We start from the raw sequence: 17,827 nt of genomic DNA on the forward strand, positions 1-17,827 counted from the left end.
CGTCGAGGCGTAACGGGTCGGTCGCGTTCGGGGTCCGCTTCAGCAGGCGACGCGCACTTGCTCTTCTGCGTCCGGTTCCCCGACCGGACCGTCCGCGTCGACGGCCTGTTCGACGTGGACGACCGCGACGGACTCTAGGTCGCGGTCCGGTTGCTCGCAGGCGTACGCCGCCACCGGTCGATACTGCGACTCGCCGGCGCTCTTCATTCTGAAGCCGAACTGGTGCCAGAGGGTCGACGGATACGTCTCCGCCGCGTCCGGCGGCCGGTCGTACGAGACCGCGCCGCCGTCGCGCAGGTCGATCGTGTCGCCGGATTCGAGCGTACCCGCGACGACGTACCAGCCCGAGGCGTCCGGAGGGTTCGGCGCGAAGAACGACCAGCTCACCTCCGACAGCTGTCCGGTCGACTCCTGTGCCGGGAGGTCGACGAGCCCGATCCCCGCCGCCTGCCACCACACGAGCGCGAGGAAGAAGCCGACGAGCAGCGCGGCGGCGCACGCCCTGATCCCGCGGCGAGTCCGTGACGGGGTCGGAGACGGGGTCCGTGCGTCGGTCCCGCCGTCGCTCCGGTGCGGTCGATCGGTCCCCGCGAGCCCCGTGGACTCGGAGACCCTCGACGCGACGGCCTCGACGCGGTCCCACGCACCGGGCGGGAGGAACAGGAGCAGGACCGAGCCCATGACGAACGGGAACACCGCGAGCCGCATCGTCGCGGCCATGCCGAGGTGCGCTGAGACGAACGCGAGGGCGATCCCGGTCCTGCGCCCCCCGGTCGCGACGACCAGCAGGGGGGAGACGGAGAGGAGCGCGATCCAGAGCCAGTTAATCGCGGTGAGGGCCGCGGTGTACTCCGAGACGAGCGGCCCCAGCCCGACGGTGAACTCGCCCAACTGGAAGATCCGGGGGACGGCAGTCCCCGACATCCAGGCGCCGCTCCGGTACTTCGAGACCGCGTTCGCCGCGTATATCGACACGAGCGTCAGGAGCGTGACGGCCGTGCCGATCGAACAGATCCGCGGGTCACCGGCGTCTCCTCCCCCGGCGCCCGCACCTCCGTCAGCGTCGTTCGGCTCCCCGCGAACGCTCCGGCGGCCCGCACCGAGCGACCAGCGGGCGTCGAGCGGGAGGAAGAGGCTCAAGAACAGGAAGGCGACAAGCACCGTGTTCCCGCCGTTGAGCACGTACGGGTTCCGCGCGTACAGCGACGCGAGCAGGAGGACCGAGAGGCCCGCCGCCGCCCGCGTGCGGTAGCCGACCAGCAGGCAGACGGCGGCGACGGCGGTAACCGCGAGCAGCCCCGTCTGTACCCGCGCGGACCCGGACATCGCGTAGAGGGACGCCCGCTCCAACAGCGGGAAGACCTCGGCGAGCGTCGCGCGGGGGAGGACGCCGTCGTCCGTGTAGAACGTCCGCACCGCCGGAAGCCGGTAGATCAGCAGGTCAGAGAGGATCACCAGCGCCACCCCGATTCGGAACGCGCCGAGGGCCCGCGGATCGATCCCGAGGTGGGGCCGGGCGCGTTCGCGGAGGGACTCGCGCGCCGCGGCGAATCGAGACCCAGCATCCGAGAGGCGCTGGCTTGGTTGCGTCATGCGGGGGTGTACGTCAGACGATACTATCTCAGCGATAAGTGCTTTGTCGTCCGCCGAGCCGACGCCCGCAACGCACGACCCTTTCGCAGTTTTCAAGCCGGCGCGCCGTGAGGTTTCGACAATGACACGCACGGTCTGGGTCAAAGCCGACGGCGACGTCGGCGACTGGGAGGCGCGCAAGCGACGGGTCACGACGGCCATCGAGGCCGGCGCGGACTGGGTGCTCGTCGACGAGGACGACGTCGGCCGGGTCCGCGAACTGGGCGACGTGAACGTTGCGGCGTTCCGATCCGACGCCGACGTGATCGACGACGCCGAAAGCGACGTCGAGGCCGATGCGTACTTCGTCGGCAAGGGCGGCGAGGGCGACGGGACCGTCTCGATGCCGGACGACTTCTCCGGGTCGGCGGACCTGACCACGCTGCGCCGCCGCGACGACCGCGCGCAGGGCGCGTACGTCCGCGTCCTCGGCACCGAGTACGAGGCGTTCGCCGAGGCCGCGGCCGACGAGGCCGAGTTCACGGTGGTCATCGGCGAGGACTGGTCGATCATCCCGCTGGAGAACCTCATCGCGCGGGTCGGCGATGAGACGCACCTCGTCGCGGGCGCGACGACCGCCGCGGAGGCCCGGACCGCCTTCGAGACGCTGGAGATCGGCGCCGACGGCGTCCTCCTCGACGCGGACGACCCCGACGAGATCCGCGGCGCGGTCGAGGCCCGCGACGCGGCCGACCGCGAGACGCTGGACCTCCGGCACGCCGAGGTGACCGAGGTCGAACAGACCGGGATGGCGGACCGCGTCTGTATCGACACCGGGTCGCTGATGGACGACAGCGAGGGAATGTTAGTCGGCTCGATGTCGCGCGGGCTGTTCTTCGTCCACGCCGAGACCGCGGAGTCGCCGTACGTCGCCTCGCGTCCGTTCCGCGTGAACGCCGGCGCGGTCCACGCGTACGTCCGCAACGCCGAGGGCGGCACCAACTACCTCGCCGAGCTGTCGAGCGGCGACGAGGTCCAAGTCGTCGACACCGACGGCCACACCCGCGAGGCGGTCGTAGGCCGGGTGAAGATCGAGAAGCGCCCGATGTTCCGGATCCAGGCGGAGATCGAGACGGAGGACGGCACCGACCGCATCGAGACGCTCATCCAGAACGCCGAGACCGTGAAGATCGCCACGAGCGAGGGACGGAAGCCCGTCACCGACGTCGAGCCCGGCGACGAGGCGCTCGTCTACTACGAGGACGTCGCGCGCCACTTCGGCGAGGCCGTCGAGGAGAGCATCATCGAGAAGTAGGGGTCGCGCGACCGCGACGAACCCCAGGTCGGGGCGAGAACCGGCGGCAGTCGTGTCGACCAGAACGCATTTCACAGACAACACGGATCCGGTTGGCATGGCAGTCGCTACCGAAGGGGGTCGTCGCGTCGCCGAGTTGGGGTTCGTCGAACGAGTTCGGCACCTCGCGGACGCCGCGAACCCGGCGTTCGCGGCCGGGACCTTCCTCGTGCCGCTGGCGTTTTTCGCCGCGAGCCTCGCGCTCGCGAGCACCGAACTGCTCTTCTACACGCACGTCGCCGCCGGCGCGGTGTGGTTCGGGTTCGCGATGATCTTCCCGGCGATTATCGGCCCCACGCTAGGCGGCCTCGACGAGGAGGCGGCAGCGGCGGTGAACGAGACGCTGATCCCGAAGGCCGTCTTCTTCCTCGTCGGCTTCTCGCTGACGACGGTGCTGTCCGGAACGGTCCTGCTGACGCCCGACCTCGGGCTCGGCTACGGGTTCGGCGGCGCGTGGTCCGGGCTCGCGCTCGGGCTCGGCTGGGGGCTGTTTGCGTTCGGGCTGGCGGTCCCCCACCGGCTCCAGCTCAGCGCGTACTACGAGACGTTGTCGCCGGACCCGGACGCCTCGCGGCTCGAATCGATCGAGAAGAAGAACCTGATCGTCGGCCTGTTCGAGGGCGCCGTGATGCTGGCGATCATCGTCCTGATGACCGGGTTCCGGCTGGGGGTGTAACGGCGTTTGAACGCATGGGTTGAATACACGATATCACAGCAGTACGAAATACGGATTACGCATTTCGCAGCATACGCTCTTTCGGGGTGGCTAGCACGGTTGCGGTCAGTACAGCGATCAATAGCGGAGGTGACGCAGATCGGCCGAGTGGTTGTTTATAAGTGGCGGCGAGTCCGCGGTGGGGGTTTCCAAAGTCTCCGTCAATCGTTTATAAATAAACATCCGTAGGCTGATAGAGAGCACCGCTAAAGCCCCAGCCGCTCGCTTATAACTGGTTAGCGATGAATCGGCGGAGATAACCTCCAAAGCCCCAGCCGCGAAGCCGCCGCACACTCGCTGCGCTCCTCACTCGTTCGCTCCGCTCACTCGTTCCGGTGCTTGCGTCGTCTGCGGCGGCTTCGCGGCTGCCCCTTTGAGTCCCACCCCGCACAGCACCGCACAGCCTCACGCCTCCCCATCCTCGTCAGTCGCCGTCGCTTCGCTCCGGCGACTGACTCCAGCGAGGGACCGAAGGTCCCTCTGGCAGCCGGCGCATAGCGCCGGCGACCTCGCGCGTGCGGTTCGCGCCGCGTTGCGGCACTCACCGGCACGCGCCACCGCCGTGTTCATTTATAAGTAATCGTCGCCGCTCACGGGTATTTAAATATCGTACCGCTGCCGCCGGTCTGACTCATCCACTCCCCTAATCGGTCGCGGAGCAGACGAATCCTCGCAGCTACGTCAGATCCCGTACAGCTCGCCGTACTTCTCGTCGACGTACTCGAGGAAGGCGTCCGCCGAGAAGTCCTCGCCCGTCGCGCGCTTGACCAGTTCGTTCGTCTCGTAGCGGGAGCCGTGCTGATGGACGTTCTTGCCGAGCCAGTCTTGGAGGTCGTCGAAGTCGCCGTCGGCGATCTTCCCGTCGAGGTCGTCGATCTCCGCCTCTGCGGCCTCGAACAGCTGGGCGGCCATCACGGAGCCGAGCGAGTAGGTGGGGAAGTAACCGAAGTTGCCGTGGCTCCAGTGGATGTCCTGGAGGCAGCCCTCGCTGTCGGTGTCGGGCCGGATGCCGAGGTACTCCTCGTACTTGTCGTTCCACACCTCGGGCACGTCCTCGACGTCGAGGTCGCCGCGGATCAGGTCGCGCTCGATCTCGAACCGGATCACGATGTGGAGGTGGTAGGTGAGCTCGTCGGCCTCGACGCGGATGAGGTTGTCCTCGTACACCTGGTTGAACGCCTCGTAGGCGTCCTGAACCGTCGCCTCCTCCGTCTGCGGGAAGTGCTCCTGGAAGACGGGGAGGAACTCGTCCCAGAACGCCTTACTGCGCCCGACGTGGTTCTCCCAGAGGCGCGACTGCGACTCGTGGACCGAGAGGTCGCGGGATTCGCCGAGCGGCGTGCCGAACTCCTCCTGCGGGAGCCCGAGGTTGTACTGCGCGTGACCGTACTCGTGGATCGTCGAGCCGACGGCGCCGAGCGGGTCGGTCTCGTCGAACCGAGTCGTCACGCGGCAGTCGAACTGGTTGCCCGAGGTGAACGGGTGCGAGGAGACGTCGAGGCGGCCGCGGTCGAAGTCGTAGCCGACGAGCTCCAGCGCCTCGCGGGAGAGCGCTTCTTGGTCGTCCTCGGGGAACGTTCCCTCGAAGGTGTCGACGGCGAGCTCGACGTCGGACTCGCGGATCTCCTCTATCATCGGGACGAGCGCCTCGCGGAGCTCGGTGAGGATCGACTCGGCGCGCTCCATCGAGAGGCACGGCTCGAACTCCTCGAAGAGGACCTCGTAGGGGTCGCGGTCGGGGTCGATGTGCTCGGCGTACTCGCGTTTCAGCTCGACGTGCTTCTCGAGGTACGGCGCGAACTCGTCGAAGTCGTCCTCGGCCTTCGCCTCCTCCCACGCCTGGAGTGCCTCGGAGCCGGTCTCGGAGATCTCCTCGACCAGCTCGACCGGGACGGCGTCGGCGCGCTCGTACTCGCGGCGGACCTCGCGGACGACCGCCGCCTGCTCGTCGGTGAGGTCGGCGTCGTCGAGCTCGTCGAGCAGCTCGCCCGTCTCGTCGGCGGTGACCATGTCGTGGTGGACCGAGGAGAGCGCCGAGAGCTGCTTCGACCGGGCGGGCGTGCCGCCCTCGGGCATCATCACCTGCTGGTCCCAGCCGAGGACGCCGGAGGCGCTGCCGACCGCGTTCCACCGCTGGACGCGGTCGAGGAGGGCGTCGTAGGCGTCCGGTGCGTCGGCTGCGTCGTCTGGCGCGGCTTCCGTTGCCATACGCCACGGATCGACCGCGGCCGTTAAGAAGGGACCGAACCCGGAACCGCTCGTTCCGCGCTCGGAACCGCCGAAATTCCCTCGCCGCCGCGATCGGCCGCGAGCGCGGGATATATGCCCGCCGCCACGGAACGACCTACAACCGATGTCCGACGACGACTTCATCGACCTGCGGTCCGACACCGTCACGGCGCCCTCCGCGGAGATGCGCGAGGCGGCCGCGACCGCCGAGGTCGGCGACGACGTGTACCGCGACGACCCGACCGTCAACGAGCTGGAGCGCCGGGCAGCCGAGGCGGTCGGCACGGAGGCCGCCTTATACGTCCCCTCGGGGACGATGGCGAACCAGATCGCGGTCCACGCGCACACGGAGCCGGGCCAGGAGCTCCTCTTGGAGCGCGAGTCGCACATCTACCGGTGGGAGCTGGCGGGTGCGGCCAAGCTCTCCGGCGTCCAGACCCGGACGATCGACGCCGGCGAGCGCTGCGTCCCGACGCCCGAGTCGGTCCGCGAGGGGCTCGTCGACGAGGATCTCCACCGCCCCGGAACGGGCCTCCTCTCTCTGGAGAACACCCACAACTACCGAGGCGGAACGGCGATTCCCGTCGACCGGATCGCGGCCGCGGCCGAGGCCGCCCGCGACGCCGACGTGCCGGTCCACCTCGACGGCGCGCGCGTGTTCAACGCCGCGGTGGCGCTCGGCGTCGACGCGAGCGACATCGTCGACCCCGTCGACAGCGTCACCTTCTGCCTCTCGAAAGGGCTCGGCGCGCCCGTCGGCTCGATCCTCGCCGGCGACGAGGCGTTCATCGAGGACGCGCGCCGCGTCCGCAAGCTGTTCGGCGGCGGGATGCGGCAGGCCGGCATCATCGCCGCGCCCGGGCTCCGCGCGCTGGAGAACGTCGACCGCCTCGCCGAGGACCACGCCAGCGCGGAGCGGCTCGCGGCCGGCCTCGACGCGCTCGACGGCGTTGACGCGCCCGCGCCCGACACCAACATCGTCGTAGCGCACACCGAGGACGCCGGCATCCCGGCCGAATCGCTCTACGCGGCGTGTAAAGAGGCCGGCGTCGGCTGCGTCGAGTTCGCCGATTACACGACGCGGTTCACCACGCACCTCGACGTCGACGAGGCCGACGTCGACGAGGCGGTCGACCGGATCGCGGCCGTCGTCGACGACCTGCGGGACTGAGCGCCGCCGCTGCCGTGCGTCCACCTAAGCGGCGCCGCTGTCGGACGCCCGACGGAAACGTTCAATTCGCCCGGAGACCAACATCCTGGCATGGACGCACAGGCAGTCGACGCGGACGCGCGGACCGGTCGAACCGTGGTGAGCCACGCCCGTCCCTGAGGTCGTCGGCGTGGACATCAGCGGCCGCCACGAGGAGGACGGTGAGTACCTGATGGTCGCGGCCGCGGTCCACGCGCGGGTCGATTCCTCTCGGATCCGATCGGTTGAGGGGATCGGGTTCGCCGCCGCGCGCGAGGGGCCGACCCTGGAGGCGACCGTCGCGCTCGCCGCGGAGGCGGTCGGAAACCTCCCGACCCCGCCGGAAGGGCCAGTCGTCGCGGAGGGCGGCGAGTTCTACGAGGAGCCGGCCGCGCGCGTCGGCGTCAGCTTCCAGCCCGAGTTTAAATACGTCGAGAGCATAGGCGAGCGCGAAACAGTGCAGGCAGCACACCACGCCGCGTACGCCGCCCGGGACCTCCTCCGATGAGCGGGAATCCCGAAGCGGCGGACGCCGACGCCGAGTCGCCGACCGAGGGTCGCCGCGCAGTCGTCGCCAAGCGCGTCGACTCCGGGGATGCCGACCTCACCGAGATATCGCAGCTCGCGGCCGCCGCGGGCTACGACGTGGTCGGCGAACTCACTCAGACGCGCACGGAGGACGCCGCGTTCATGTTCGGCGAGGGGAAGGTCGCGGAGCTCCGCGACCTCGTTCGCCGGACGGACGCCGAGGCGGTGATCATCGACAACGACGTGGGGCCGTACCAGACGTTCAACATCGGCGGGGAGCTCCCCGAGGGCGTCGAGGTCGTCGACCGGTTCACGCTCATCCTCGAGATCTTCGGCCAGCGCGCCAACACGCGGAAGGCGCAGCTCCAGGTCGAGCTCGCGGAGCTTCGGTACGAGCTCCCGCGCGCGGAGGCGAAGGCGAGCCTCGCGAAGCGCGACGAGCGGCCGGGGTTCATGGGCCTCGGCGAGTACGACGAGAGCGTCGAGCGCGACATCAAACGGCAGATCTCCGAGATCCGCGACGAGCTGGAGTCGATCGCGGAGAAAGAGGAGGCGCGCCGGGAGCAGCGCCGTGACTCCGGCTTCGACCTGGTCGCGCTCGCGGGCTACACCAACGCGGGGAAGTCGACGCTGATGCGCCGGCTCGCGGACGAGCTGGAGGTCGACGAGAACGCCGAGCGCCACCGCGACCTCGACACCACCGCCGAGTCGCAGGACATGCTGTTTACGACACTCGGCACGACCACGCGCCGGGCAGAGATGGAGAAGCGGGACGTCCTCCTCACCGACACGGTCGGGTTCATCGCAGACCTGCCCCACTGGCTTGTGGAGTCGTTCGAGTCGACGCTCGACTCCGTCTACCGCGCCGACCTCGTGTTACTCGTCGTCGACGCCAGCGAGCCGGTCGAGGAGATGCGCGAAAAGCTCGTGACGAGCCACGACACCCTCTACGAGCGCAACGAGGCGCCGGTCGTCACCGTGTTCAACAAGATCGACCGGCTGGAGCCCGGTGAGCTCGCGGACAAGCGGGGCGCGCTCTCGGGCGTCGCCCCCGATCCGATCGCCGTCTCGGCGAAGACGGGCGCGGGGGTCGCGGAGCTCCGCGACCGCGTCGAGGGCGAACTCCCCGACTGGGAGCGCGAGCGGCTCGTCCTCCCCGTCTCGGACGACGCGATGAGCCTCGTCTCGTGGGTCCACGACCACGGGCACGTCGCCGAGGAGACGTACGCCGGCGACCAGGTGACGGTCGACTTCGAGGCGAAGCCCTCCATCGTCGCCCGCGCCCGGGCGAAGGCCGCCGAGCTCTCGGCGCCGCCCGCCGAGGAATCGGCCTGAGCCGCGGCGGTCAGTCGGCCGCGACCGGTGACCGGCGGCTTCCACGAGACCGCCGCGTCCGGCACCGACCCCCACTCGACGCCGACTCTCACTCGGCGGAGACCCGGACAAAGTATACGGGCCTCCGCGGGCCATACAGTGTCATGAACGACCCCGGAACTGACGGTCGGCTCGTCGAGGGGGACGAGGACGCCGTCCCGCCGCCGGCCGACTTCCGGACGCGAGCCGCCGCGAGCGACCCCGCGGTGTACGAGCGGTTCGATCGTGAGGGCCCCGAGGCGTGGCACGCGGCCGCCGACCTCCTGACGTGGGACCGCGAGTACGAGACGGTCCTCGACGACTCCGAGCCGCCCTTTTATAAGTGGTTCCCGGACGGGCGGCTCAACGCCGCGGCGAACTGCGTCGACCGCCACCTCGACGAGCGGCGGAACCAGCTCGCGATCCGGTGGTTCGGGAAGCGCGGCGAGCGCCGGTCGTACACGTACCTCGACCTCCACCGCGAGGTGAACGCGCTCGCGGCCGGGCTCCGCGACCTCGGCGTCGAGGAAGACGACGTGGTCACGCTGTACCTGCCGATGATCCCGGAACTGCCCATCGCGATGCTGGCGTGCGCTCGCATCGGCGCGCCCCACAACGTCGTGTTCGCGGGGCTGTCGGCGGAGGCGCTCGCGACGCGGATCGACGCCGCCGACTCCGAGTACCTGATCACCTGCGACGGCTACTACCGGCGGGAGGACGCGTTCAACCAGAAGTCGAAGGCGGACAACGCTCGGATCCGCGCCGAGGGGGAGCTGTCGGCCGCGGTCGTCGTCGACCGCCTCGGCGACGAGCTCACCGTCTCGCTGGGCGACGACGAACACGAGTACGACGCGCTCGTCGACGCGCACGACGGCGAGACCGTCGAACCCGTCGCCCGCGACGCGACCGACCTCCTCTTCGTGATGTACACCTCGGGGACGACCGGGCGGCCGAAGGGAGTCGAGCACGCGACCGGGGGCTACCTCGCGCACGTCGCGTGGACGACGCGGAACGTCCTCGACGTGCGCCCCGACGACACCTACTGGTGCGCCGCCGACATCGGCTGGATCACGGGGCACTCCTACGGCGTGTACGGCCCGCTCGCGACGGGGACGACGACGGTGCTGTACGAGGGGTCGCCCGACTACCCCGACCGCGACCGCGTCTGGGACCTGATCGAGCGCAACGCGGTGAGCGTCTTCTACACCTCGCCGACCGCGATCCGCTCGTTCATGAAGTGGGGCGCGGAGTACCCCGAGTCGCACGACCTCTCGTCGATCCGCCTGCTGGGGACCGTCGGCGAGTCGATCACGCCGAAGGCGTGGCGCTGGTACCGCGAGCACGTCGGCGGCGGCGACGCGCCGGTCGTCGACACGTGGTGGCAGACCGAGACCGGGGCCATCGCGCTCGCGACGCTGCCGGGGATCACCCCGATGAAGCCGGGGAAGGTCGGCCCGCCGCTGCCGGGGATCGACGCGCGCGTCGTCGACGAGCACGGCGAGCCGGTCGATCCGGGCGAGTCGGGGTACCTCACGCTCGCCTCCCCGTGGCCGGGCATGCTGCGCGGCCTCCGCGAGGGCGAAGAACGCTACCTGCGGGAGTACTGGGTTGAGGGCGAGGACGGCTGGCGCTACCGAACCGGCGACGGCGCGACCGTCGACGAGGACGGCTACGTCACGATCCTCGGGCGCGTCGACGACGTGATCAACGTCCGCGCACAGCGATTCAACACCGGCGAGCTGGAGGCGGCCATCGTCGACGCCGACGGCGTGACCGAGGCCGCGGTCGTCGGCGACGGCGACGGGCACATCGTGGCGTACGTGACGACGAAGAGCGGGGTCGAGCCAGACGAGGCCCTCCGCGACGCCGTCGCCGACCGGTTGGCGAGCACCGTCGGCGACGTGGCCCGCCCCGACCGCGTCGTGTTCACCCCCGAACTCCCGAAGACGCGCTCGGGGAAGATCATGCGGCGACTCTTAGAGGACATCGCCCGCGGCGAGGAGTTCGGCGACGTGAGCGCGCTCCGCAACCCGGAGGTCGTGGGCGAGATCGAGTCGACCGTGCGGAGAAATAGTAATTAAATACGGTTTCGTTTCGGATCCTAAGACACGTGTAATAGTTACTTATCGGCGCGGGTCCAACGATCCGATATGGCCACGAGCGTCTTCACCCGGGACGCGGTTCACGCCCGTCGCCGCGCGATTGCCAAGACCCTCTGTTACCGGGCGCTGATGGTGACGATCACGGTGCTGGTCGCGTGGCTCGTCGTCGGCGACGTCGGCCAGGCAGCGAGCATTGGCTTCGTGACCAACGTCATAAAGACGCTCACTTACTACGGCTACGAGCGTCTGTGGGACCACGTCTCCTGGGGCGTCAGCGCGTCCGGGTGACCGGCGACCGCGTTTCGGACCGTAGAACAGAGCCGAAACCGTTTGGTCGAGAAGCAACCGCGGTAAGAAGATCCTTCGCGTCGGAGTCGGATTATTTGCCGCGAAAAGGCCATTTTCCGGAACAGTTTTGTTTCGGCTACTAGTTGAATTCCGAAACGAATGGTCGACGGCCTCGACGCGGACGCCTACGACGCGCTCGTCACCGCCGCGGAGACGTATCGCGCGGCGCTCGTCGTCAGGCTGGCGGGCGAGGCCGGACTCCGAACCGAAGAGATCACCCGTGTCGCGCCGCGACACCTGCGCGAGGCGGAGTCGGTCGCGGGCGCGCGCCTCCTCGCGGTCCCCGCGGGCGACGACGAGAGCGCGGACGGCGAATCGCTCCCGGCTGACGGTGAATCGGTCGACCGCGAGACCGTCGTTTCAGCGTCGCTGGCGGCCGAGCTCGACCGGTACGCGACGAGCGAGGGGCTCGACGACGACGACCCGTACGTCGACGTCTCACCTCGGCGCGTCCAGATGATCGTGAGCGAGACCGCGGCGCGGGCGGCCGGCCTCACCGACGCCGCGCTCGACGAGCGGGTCACCCCCAGTTCCCTCCGGAAGACGTTTGCGCGGCGACAGCTCGTCGACCGCGACGTCGACCCGCGAGCGGTCCGCGACGCCGGCGGCTGGGAGTCGTTGGGCACGCTCGACCCGTACCTCGACCCGCTCGACGGCGAGGCGCTCGCGGCCGCCATCGCCGGCGACGAGCCGGCCGGCGACGCGTCCGCGGAGCGGGCCGGGACGGCCGTCTTACCGGGGTTCGAGGCGCTCGCGAACCCCGGGTCAGCGGACCCCGCAGCGGCCGTCGCCGCCGGACTGATCGAGGCCGACCGCTGGGCTGAGGCGTGGGTCGTCCGCCGGGCGGTCGGGGGAGAGCGGGCCGACGTGGCCACGGCGGCGGGCGTCGACCGGGAGACGCTCGCGGACCGCGGCGTGACCGCCGGGGGGCCGTGGCTGGACGCCATCACCGACGGGGCGCCCGCGGCGACCGCCGGACGCCAAGAGACCGCGGGGCGGCCCGCCGTCGCGGTCCCGGCGGCCTACGAGGGCGTGGTCCACGGCGCGCTCTGCGTCGTCGCGGCCGACGACGACGAGCCGGTCGGCGAGGTCGAACGCCGAGCGCTCGCGGCCCTCGGAGGGTGTCTCGGCCGCGCGATCACCGCGGACCGGTGGCGGGAGCTGCTCCACTCCGACGCGGTCACCGAGGTCGAGTTCCACACGACCGACGAGCGGGCGTTCCTCGCCCGCGCAAGCGACCGGCTGGGCTGTCGGATCGAGTTGGCGTCGACCGTCGACGTCGACGACGACGTCTCTCGCGCCTACCTCTCCGTCGACGGGGCCCGCCCGCAGGACGTCGCGGCGGTCGTCGAGGCGGCGACGGGCGTCTCCGACTTCCGGGTGATCGAGACCGGCGAGGACGGCTGTTCGGCGTCGGTCCGGCTCGCGGACGGGTCGCTCGTCAGGGCGCTCATCGACCACGGCGCCACCGTGCGCGACGCGTCGGCCGCCGACGGTCGGGTCCGCGTCGTCGCTGACTTCCCCGAGGGGACGAACGTCCGGCCGGTCGCGGACGGGCTCCGCGACCGGTTCGCCGGCGTCAGGCTCGCGAGCAAGGAGTCGGTCGCGCGCTCGCCGCGCACGGAGTCATCGCTGCGGGACGGGGTCGCGGACCGGTTCACGGACCGCCAGTGGGCCGCGCTGTCGGCGGCGTACCACGGCGGCTACTTCGACTGGCCGCGCGGGAGCACCGCCGAGGAGGTGGCCGACGCGATGGGCGTCTCCTCGCCGACGTTCCACAACCACCTCCGGAAGGCCCAGCGCGCCCTCCTCGACGGCGTCTTCGAGGACGACGCGGACCGACCGATTCGGGAGGGTGACGAGCGCGCGACCCCGCCCGGCGGGTGACCGGACGGTAGCTCCACCCTACGGTCGACGGGACGCCGACAGCGGCCGACGGTGCGACTCCCGGCCCGTTCGGCCGGAGTCTATCACGATTTTTCGTATTTAGCGTCAGCGTTTATATGCCGATATTGGTTGGATACGACCGTACCATGACAGAGGGAGACGGCCAACTGGAAGCGAGATTAGCGGAACAGGAGGTATTCGAGCCGTCGGAGTCGTTCGTCGAGCAGGCGAACGTCTCCGACCCAGAAATATACGAGGAGTTCGAAGAGAACTGGCCCGAGTGCTGGGAGACGGCCGCCGACCTGCTGGAGTGGGAAACCGACTATGACCAAGTGCTCGACGACAGCAACCCGCCCTTCTACGAGTGGTTCACGGGCGGCGAGCTGAACGCGTCGGCGAACTGCCTCGACCGACACCTCGACGAGCGCGGCGACGAGGCCGCCATCGAGTGGGTCGGCGAGCCGGTCGACGAGGACGACCGCACGTACACGTACGAGGAACTCCACCGCGAGGTGAACGAGTTCGCGGCCGCCCTTCGGGCGCAGGGCGTCGAGGAGGACGACGTCGTCACGATGTACATGCCGATGATCCCGGAGCTGCCCATCGCGATGCTGGCCTGTGCGCGCATCGGCGCGCCCCACAGCGTCGTGTTCGCCGGGTTCTCGGCCGACGCGCTGGCGACGCGGATGAACTCCGCGGACTCCGAGTACCTCGTCACCTGCGACGGCTACTACCGCCGCGGCGACCCGCTCGACCACCTCGACAAGGCGAACGAGGGGCTCGCGGGCGTCGACCACGACACGACCACGGTGGTCGTCGACCGGCTCGGGCCGAACGGCGACGACTTCGGCCACGACCTCGGCGACGACCAGATCGACTACGGCGACCTCGTCGCTGAACACGAGGGCGCCGAGGTCGAGCCGGTCACGCGCGACGCCGAGGACATGCTGTTCCTGATGTACACCTCGGGGACGACCGGGAAGCCGAAGGGCGTGAAACACACGACCGGCGGCTACCTCTCGTGGGTGTCGTGGACCTCGCAGTCGGTGCTCGACATCAAGCCGGATGACACCTACTTCTGTTCGGCCGACATCGGCTGGATCACGGGGCACTCGTACATCGTCTACGGGCCGCTGTCGCTCGGCACGACGACGATGATGTACGAGGGGACGCCGGACCACCCGGAGCGCGACCGCCTCTGGGAGATCGTCGAGGAGCACGAGGCGACCCAGCTGTACACCGCTCCGACCGCGATTCGGGCGTTCATGAAGTGGGGCTCGAAGTTCCCGGACCGTCACGACCTCTCCTCGCTGCGGCTGCTCGGCACGGTCGGCGAGCCGATCAACCCCCGCGCGTGGAAGTGGTACTACAAGCACATCGGCGACGAGGAGTGCCCCGTCGTCGACACGTGGTGGCAGACCGAGACCGGGGGGATGATGGTGACGACGCTGCCCGGCGTCAAGGACATGAAGCCCGGTGCCGCGGGGCCGCCGCTGCCGGGGCTCGACGTCCAGATCCTCGACACGCTCGGCGACGAGGTAGAGCCCGGAAAGGCCGGGTACCTCACGGTACAGAAGCCGTGGCCCGGCATGCTCCGGACGCTGTACAACAACGACGAGCGCTACATCGAGGAGTACTGGGCGGAGTACTCCGACACCGACAGCGACGACCCCGACGACTGGGTGTACTTCCCGGAGGACGGCGCGAAGATCGACGACGACGGCTACATCACCGTCCTCGGCCGTGTGGACGACGTGCTGAACGTCTCCGGCCACCGGCTGGGGACGATGGAGATCGAGTCGGCGATCGTCGGCGTCGAGGGCGTCGCCGAGGCCGCGGTGGTCGGCGGGAACCACGACATCAAAGGCGAGGCGGTGTACGCCTACGTCACCACCGAGGACGGCTACGAGGGTAGCGACGAACTCCGCGAGGCGATCGTCGCGGCCGTCGAGGACGCCATCGGCCCGATCGCCCGGCCCGAGCAGGTCGTGTTCACGCCCGACCTGCCGAAGACCCGGTCCGGGAAGATCATGCGTCGCCTGCTGGAGAACATCGCCGACGGCGAGGAGCTCGGGAACACGAGTACGCTGCGGAACCCCGAGATCGTCGAGGAGATCCAACAGAAGGCCGACGCCGAGTAGCGCTCGGCGGCCCGTTTTCAACTGTTCCACTCACGACCACGACGGACCACACGACGACAATCATCACGAAAATACGAGACAAACGATTCCCAACATACGACAAAACATGACAGACAATACCTCACGCGAACGAGACGACGCGGTCACTGATAGTGGCCGCGCAACCGACGATGCGGTCACCGATGGTGGCCGCGCAACTGACGACGCGGTCACCGATGGGGGCCGCGCAACTGACGACGCGGTCACCGACGGTGGCCGCGCAACTGACGACGCGGTCACCGACGGCGGCGTCGCCTCCTCGGGAGCCGCACAGGCGCACAACAACACCGACTACCTCGGAGCGGAGGTGAACATCCTGAACCCGAGCACGCCGTACATGCGCGATCACCTGCGCATCGTGTGGTCGGGGTTCGCCATCTGGGTCCTCGCGGTGTGGGGGCCGGTGACCTTGACGCGGTTCGCGCCCGAGGTGATGACGCAGCCGATGCCAATCTTACAGTTCCCACTCCACTACTTCCTCGTCGCGTTCGGCGCGCCGACCAGCGCGCTAATCCTCGCGTTCTGGTACTCGCGCAAGCGGGACGCGCTCGACGAGAAGTACGGTATCGAGCACGGCACGGCTGACGTCGCGACCGACGGAGGGACCGACGAATGACGGCGAGTTCGCTCCTCCTACAGAGCGACCTCCTGCCGGAGGCGCTCAACATCTCGTTCAAGCTGGGCCCCGCGGTCCTCGTGATCGGGATGCTCGGACTGTTCCTCACGATCGGGTTCGTCTTCCGTGTCGCCGACACCGAGGACATGTGGGTCGCCGGTCGGTCCATCGGGAACGTCGAGAACGGGATGGCGATCGGCGCGAACTGGATGTCCGCGGCGTCCTATCTCGGGATGGCGGCCTCGATCGCGCTCGCAGGGTTCTACGGGCTGGTGTACGTCGTCGGCTGGACGACGGGGTACTTCATCCTCCTCATCTTCCTCGCCGCGCAGCTGCGCCGGTTCGGGAAGTACACCGCGCCGGACTTCGTCGGCGATCGATTCAACTCCGACACCGCGCGCGCTATCGCGGCGATAACGACGTTCCTCATCGGCTTCGTCTACGCCATCGGGCAGGCGAAGGGGATGGCCTTGGTCGGCCTGTACATCTTCGGTAACTACGGCGGTCTCATCCCCGGCCTCGACGGGTACCAGGTGATGGTCGTCGCCATGATGGTCGTCACCGTCGGCTACCTGACGCTGTCCGGGATGCTGGGCGCCACGAAGAACCAGGCGGTCCAGTACGTCATCCTCATCCTCGCGTTCGTCGTCGGGCTGTTCGTCGTCGGCTACACGAACGGCTACTCCACGGTGCTGCCGCAGCTGGAGTACGGCGCGCTGATCAGCCAGCTCGGCAGCGAGTTCTCCGAGCCGTTCGCCTCGTCGAGCTACTACCTGTGGGTCGCGACGACGTTCTCGCTGATCGTCGGTACCTGCGGGCTCCCGCACGTGCTCGTCCGGTTCTACACGGTCGAGAGCGAGCGGACGGCCCGCTGGTCGACGGTCTGGGGGCTGTTCTTCATCTGCATCCTCTACTGGAGCGCTCCCGCGTTCGCGGCGTTCGGGACCGACCTCTACTCGCAGAACGTCGGCGCGACGTACGGCGACCCCGGCATGACGGGCGCGGCTAGCGAGGTCATCGTCGTGCTGGCGGCGCAGCTGTCCGGGCTCCCGTCCTGGTTCGTCGGCATCGTCGCGGCGGGCGGTATCGCCGCGGCCATCGCGACGGTCGCCGGACTGTTCATCGCCGGCTCCTCGGCGATCAGCCACGACATCTACACGAACATCATCAACGAGGACGCGACGCAGCGCCAGCAGATCCTCGTCGGCCGCCTCTCGATCGTCGCGCTCGGCGCGCTGACGACGCTGGCGGCGCTCAACCCCGCGTCCTCGATCGCGGCGCTCGTGGGCTACGCGTTCTCGCTCGCCGGCTCCGTCCTGTTCCCGATGTTCTTCCTCGGCATGTGGTGGGAGAACGCCAACCGGCAGGGCGCACTCGCGGGCATGACGACCGGGCTGACGCTCTGGTCGATCCCGATGATCAACCAGATCGTTCCGACGTACATCGGTTCGCTGGAAGCGCCGCTGTCGGCGGGGCTGGCGCAGTGGATGCCGGCCATCGGCTCGGCGCTCATCACGCTCCCGATCGTGTTCGTCGTCACCATCGCCGTCTCGATGGCCACCGACGAGCCGTCACTCGAGACGAAGCGGATCGTCCGGCAGTGTCACAGCCCTGAGCCGATGGGCCAACAGGAGACCGCCGAGGACGTCGTCGCCGACGGCGGCGAGGACATGGCGACCGACGGCGGCGAGGACATGGCGACCGACGGCGGCCGCGCAATGGACGACGACGAAACCACGGAGGAAGCGGAGTAA

Annotated in this window: 13 protein-coding genes; 11 read left to right on the forward strand and 2 right to left on the reverse strand. The window is 69.3% G+C overall.

All coding sequences use genetic code 11. The annotated features are described in order from the left end of the window. Nucleotides 1-39 precede the first annotated feature (39 nt). On the reverse strand, nucleotides 40-1,593 hold the full coding sequence (locus tag ACOZ35_RS05175; protein WP_424015377.1) for an HTTM domain-containing protein: 1,554 nt from the start codon (nucleotides 1,591-1,593) through the stop codon (nucleotides 40-42). Nucleotides 1,594-1,714: 121 nt separating this feature from the next. Here ACOZ35_RS05175 and ACOZ35_RS05180 point away from each other — a divergent pair, with 121 nt between their 5' ends. Beyond that, nucleotides 1,715-2,887: a 3-dehydroquinate synthase II gene (locus tag ACOZ35_RS05180; protein WP_424015378.1), complete on the forward strand. Its 1,173-nt coding sequence runs from the start codon at nucleotides 1,715-1,717 to the stop codon at nucleotides 2,885-2,887. Nucleotides 2,888-2,984: 97 nt separating this feature from the next. Continuing rightward, nucleotides 2,985-3,602, forward strand: a complete 618-nt coding sequence (locus tag ACOZ35_RS05185; protein ID WP_424015379.1) for a hypothetical protein — start codon at nucleotides 2,985-2,987, stop codon at nucleotides 3,600-3,602. A 720-nt stretch (nucleotides 3,603-4,322) separates the two neighbouring features. Here ACOZ35_RS05185 and ACOZ35_RS05190 read toward each other — a convergent pair. Further along, nucleotides 4,323-5,849 (reverse strand): carboxypeptidase M32, encoded by a 1,527-nt coding sequence (locus tag ACOZ35_RS05190; RefSeq protein ID WP_424015380.1) that lies wholly within the window; start codon nucleotides 5,847-5,849, stop codon nucleotides 4,323-4,325. A gap of 145 nt (nucleotides 5,850-5,994) precedes the next feature. On the opposite strand from ACOZ35_RS05190, the gene ACOZ35_RS05195 reads away from it, so the two are divergent. From ACOZ35_RS05195 to ACOZ35_RS05235, 9 genes are all read left to right on the forward strand, one after another. Beyond that, entirely contained in the window at nucleotides 5,995-7,041 is a 1,047-nt protein-coding gene (locus ACOZ35_RS05195; RefSeq protein WP_424015381.1) for a threonine aldolase family protein, read from the forward strand. A 169-nt stretch (nucleotides 7,042-7,210) separates the two neighbouring features. Then, a complete protein-coding gene (locus ACOZ35_RS05200; RefSeq protein ID WP_424015382.1) occupies nucleotides 7,211-7,567 on the forward strand; it encodes a DUF2209 family protein in 357 nt (118 codons plus the stop codon). After that, nucleotides 7,564-8,922 (forward strand): GTPase HflX, encoded by a 1,359-nt coding sequence (gene hflX / locus ACOZ35_RS05205; RefSeq protein ID WP_424015383.1) that lies wholly within the window; start codon nucleotides 7,564-7,566, stop codon nucleotides 8,920-8,922. The genes ACOZ35_RS05200 and hflX overlap by 4 nt, the downstream gene beginning before the upstream one ends. Before the next feature lie 143 nt (nucleotides 8,923-9,065). Beyond that, on the forward strand, nucleotides 9,066-11,021 hold the full coding sequence (gene acs / locus ACOZ35_RS05210) for an acetate--CoA ligase (RefSeq protein ID WP_424015384.1): 1,956 nt from the start codon (nucleotides 9,066-9,068) through the stop codon (nucleotides 11,019-11,021). A gap of 69 nt (nucleotides 11,022-11,090) precedes the next feature. After that, entirely contained in the window at nucleotides 11,091-11,330 is a 240-nt protein-coding gene (locus ACOZ35_RS05215; RefSeq protein ID WP_424015385.1) for a DUF2061 domain-containing protein, read from the forward strand. A 159-nt stretch (nucleotides 11,331-11,489) separates the two neighbouring features. After that, a complete protein-coding gene (locus tag ACOZ35_RS05220; protein ID WP_424015386.1) occupies nucleotides 11,490-13,277 on the forward strand; it encodes a bacterio-opsin activator domain-containing protein in 1,788 nt (595 codons plus the stop codon). A gap of 146 nt (nucleotides 13,278-13,423) precedes the next feature. Beyond that, nucleotides 13,424-15,418, forward strand: coding sequence for an acetate--CoA ligase (gene acs, locus ACOZ35_RS05225; protein WP_424015387.1), 1,995 nt, complete (start codon nucleotides 13,424-13,426; stop codon nucleotides 15,416-15,418). A 106-nt stretch (nucleotides 15,419-15,524) separates the two neighbouring features. Continuing rightward, nucleotides 15,525-16,073, forward strand: a complete 549-nt coding sequence (locus ACOZ35_RS05230) for a DUF4212 domain-containing protein (protein ID WP_424015388.1) — start codon at nucleotides 15,525-15,527, stop codon at nucleotides 16,071-16,073. Further along, nucleotides 16,070-17,827 carry a VC_2705 family sodium/solute symporter gene (locus tag ACOZ35_RS05235; RefSeq protein ID WP_424015389.1) on the forward strand — a complete coding sequence of 586 codons (1,758 nt, stop codon included), beginning with the start codon at nucleotides 16,070-16,072 and terminating at the stop codon, nucleotides 17,825-17,827. The genes ACOZ35_RS05230 and ACOZ35_RS05235 overlap by 4 nt, the downstream gene beginning before the upstream one ends.

The sequence above is a fragment of the Halorubrum xinjiangense genome (assembly GCF_049604745.1).
Lineage (GTDB): Archaea > Halobacteriota > Halobacteria > Halobacteriales > Haloferacaceae > Halorubrum > Halorubrum xinjiangense_A.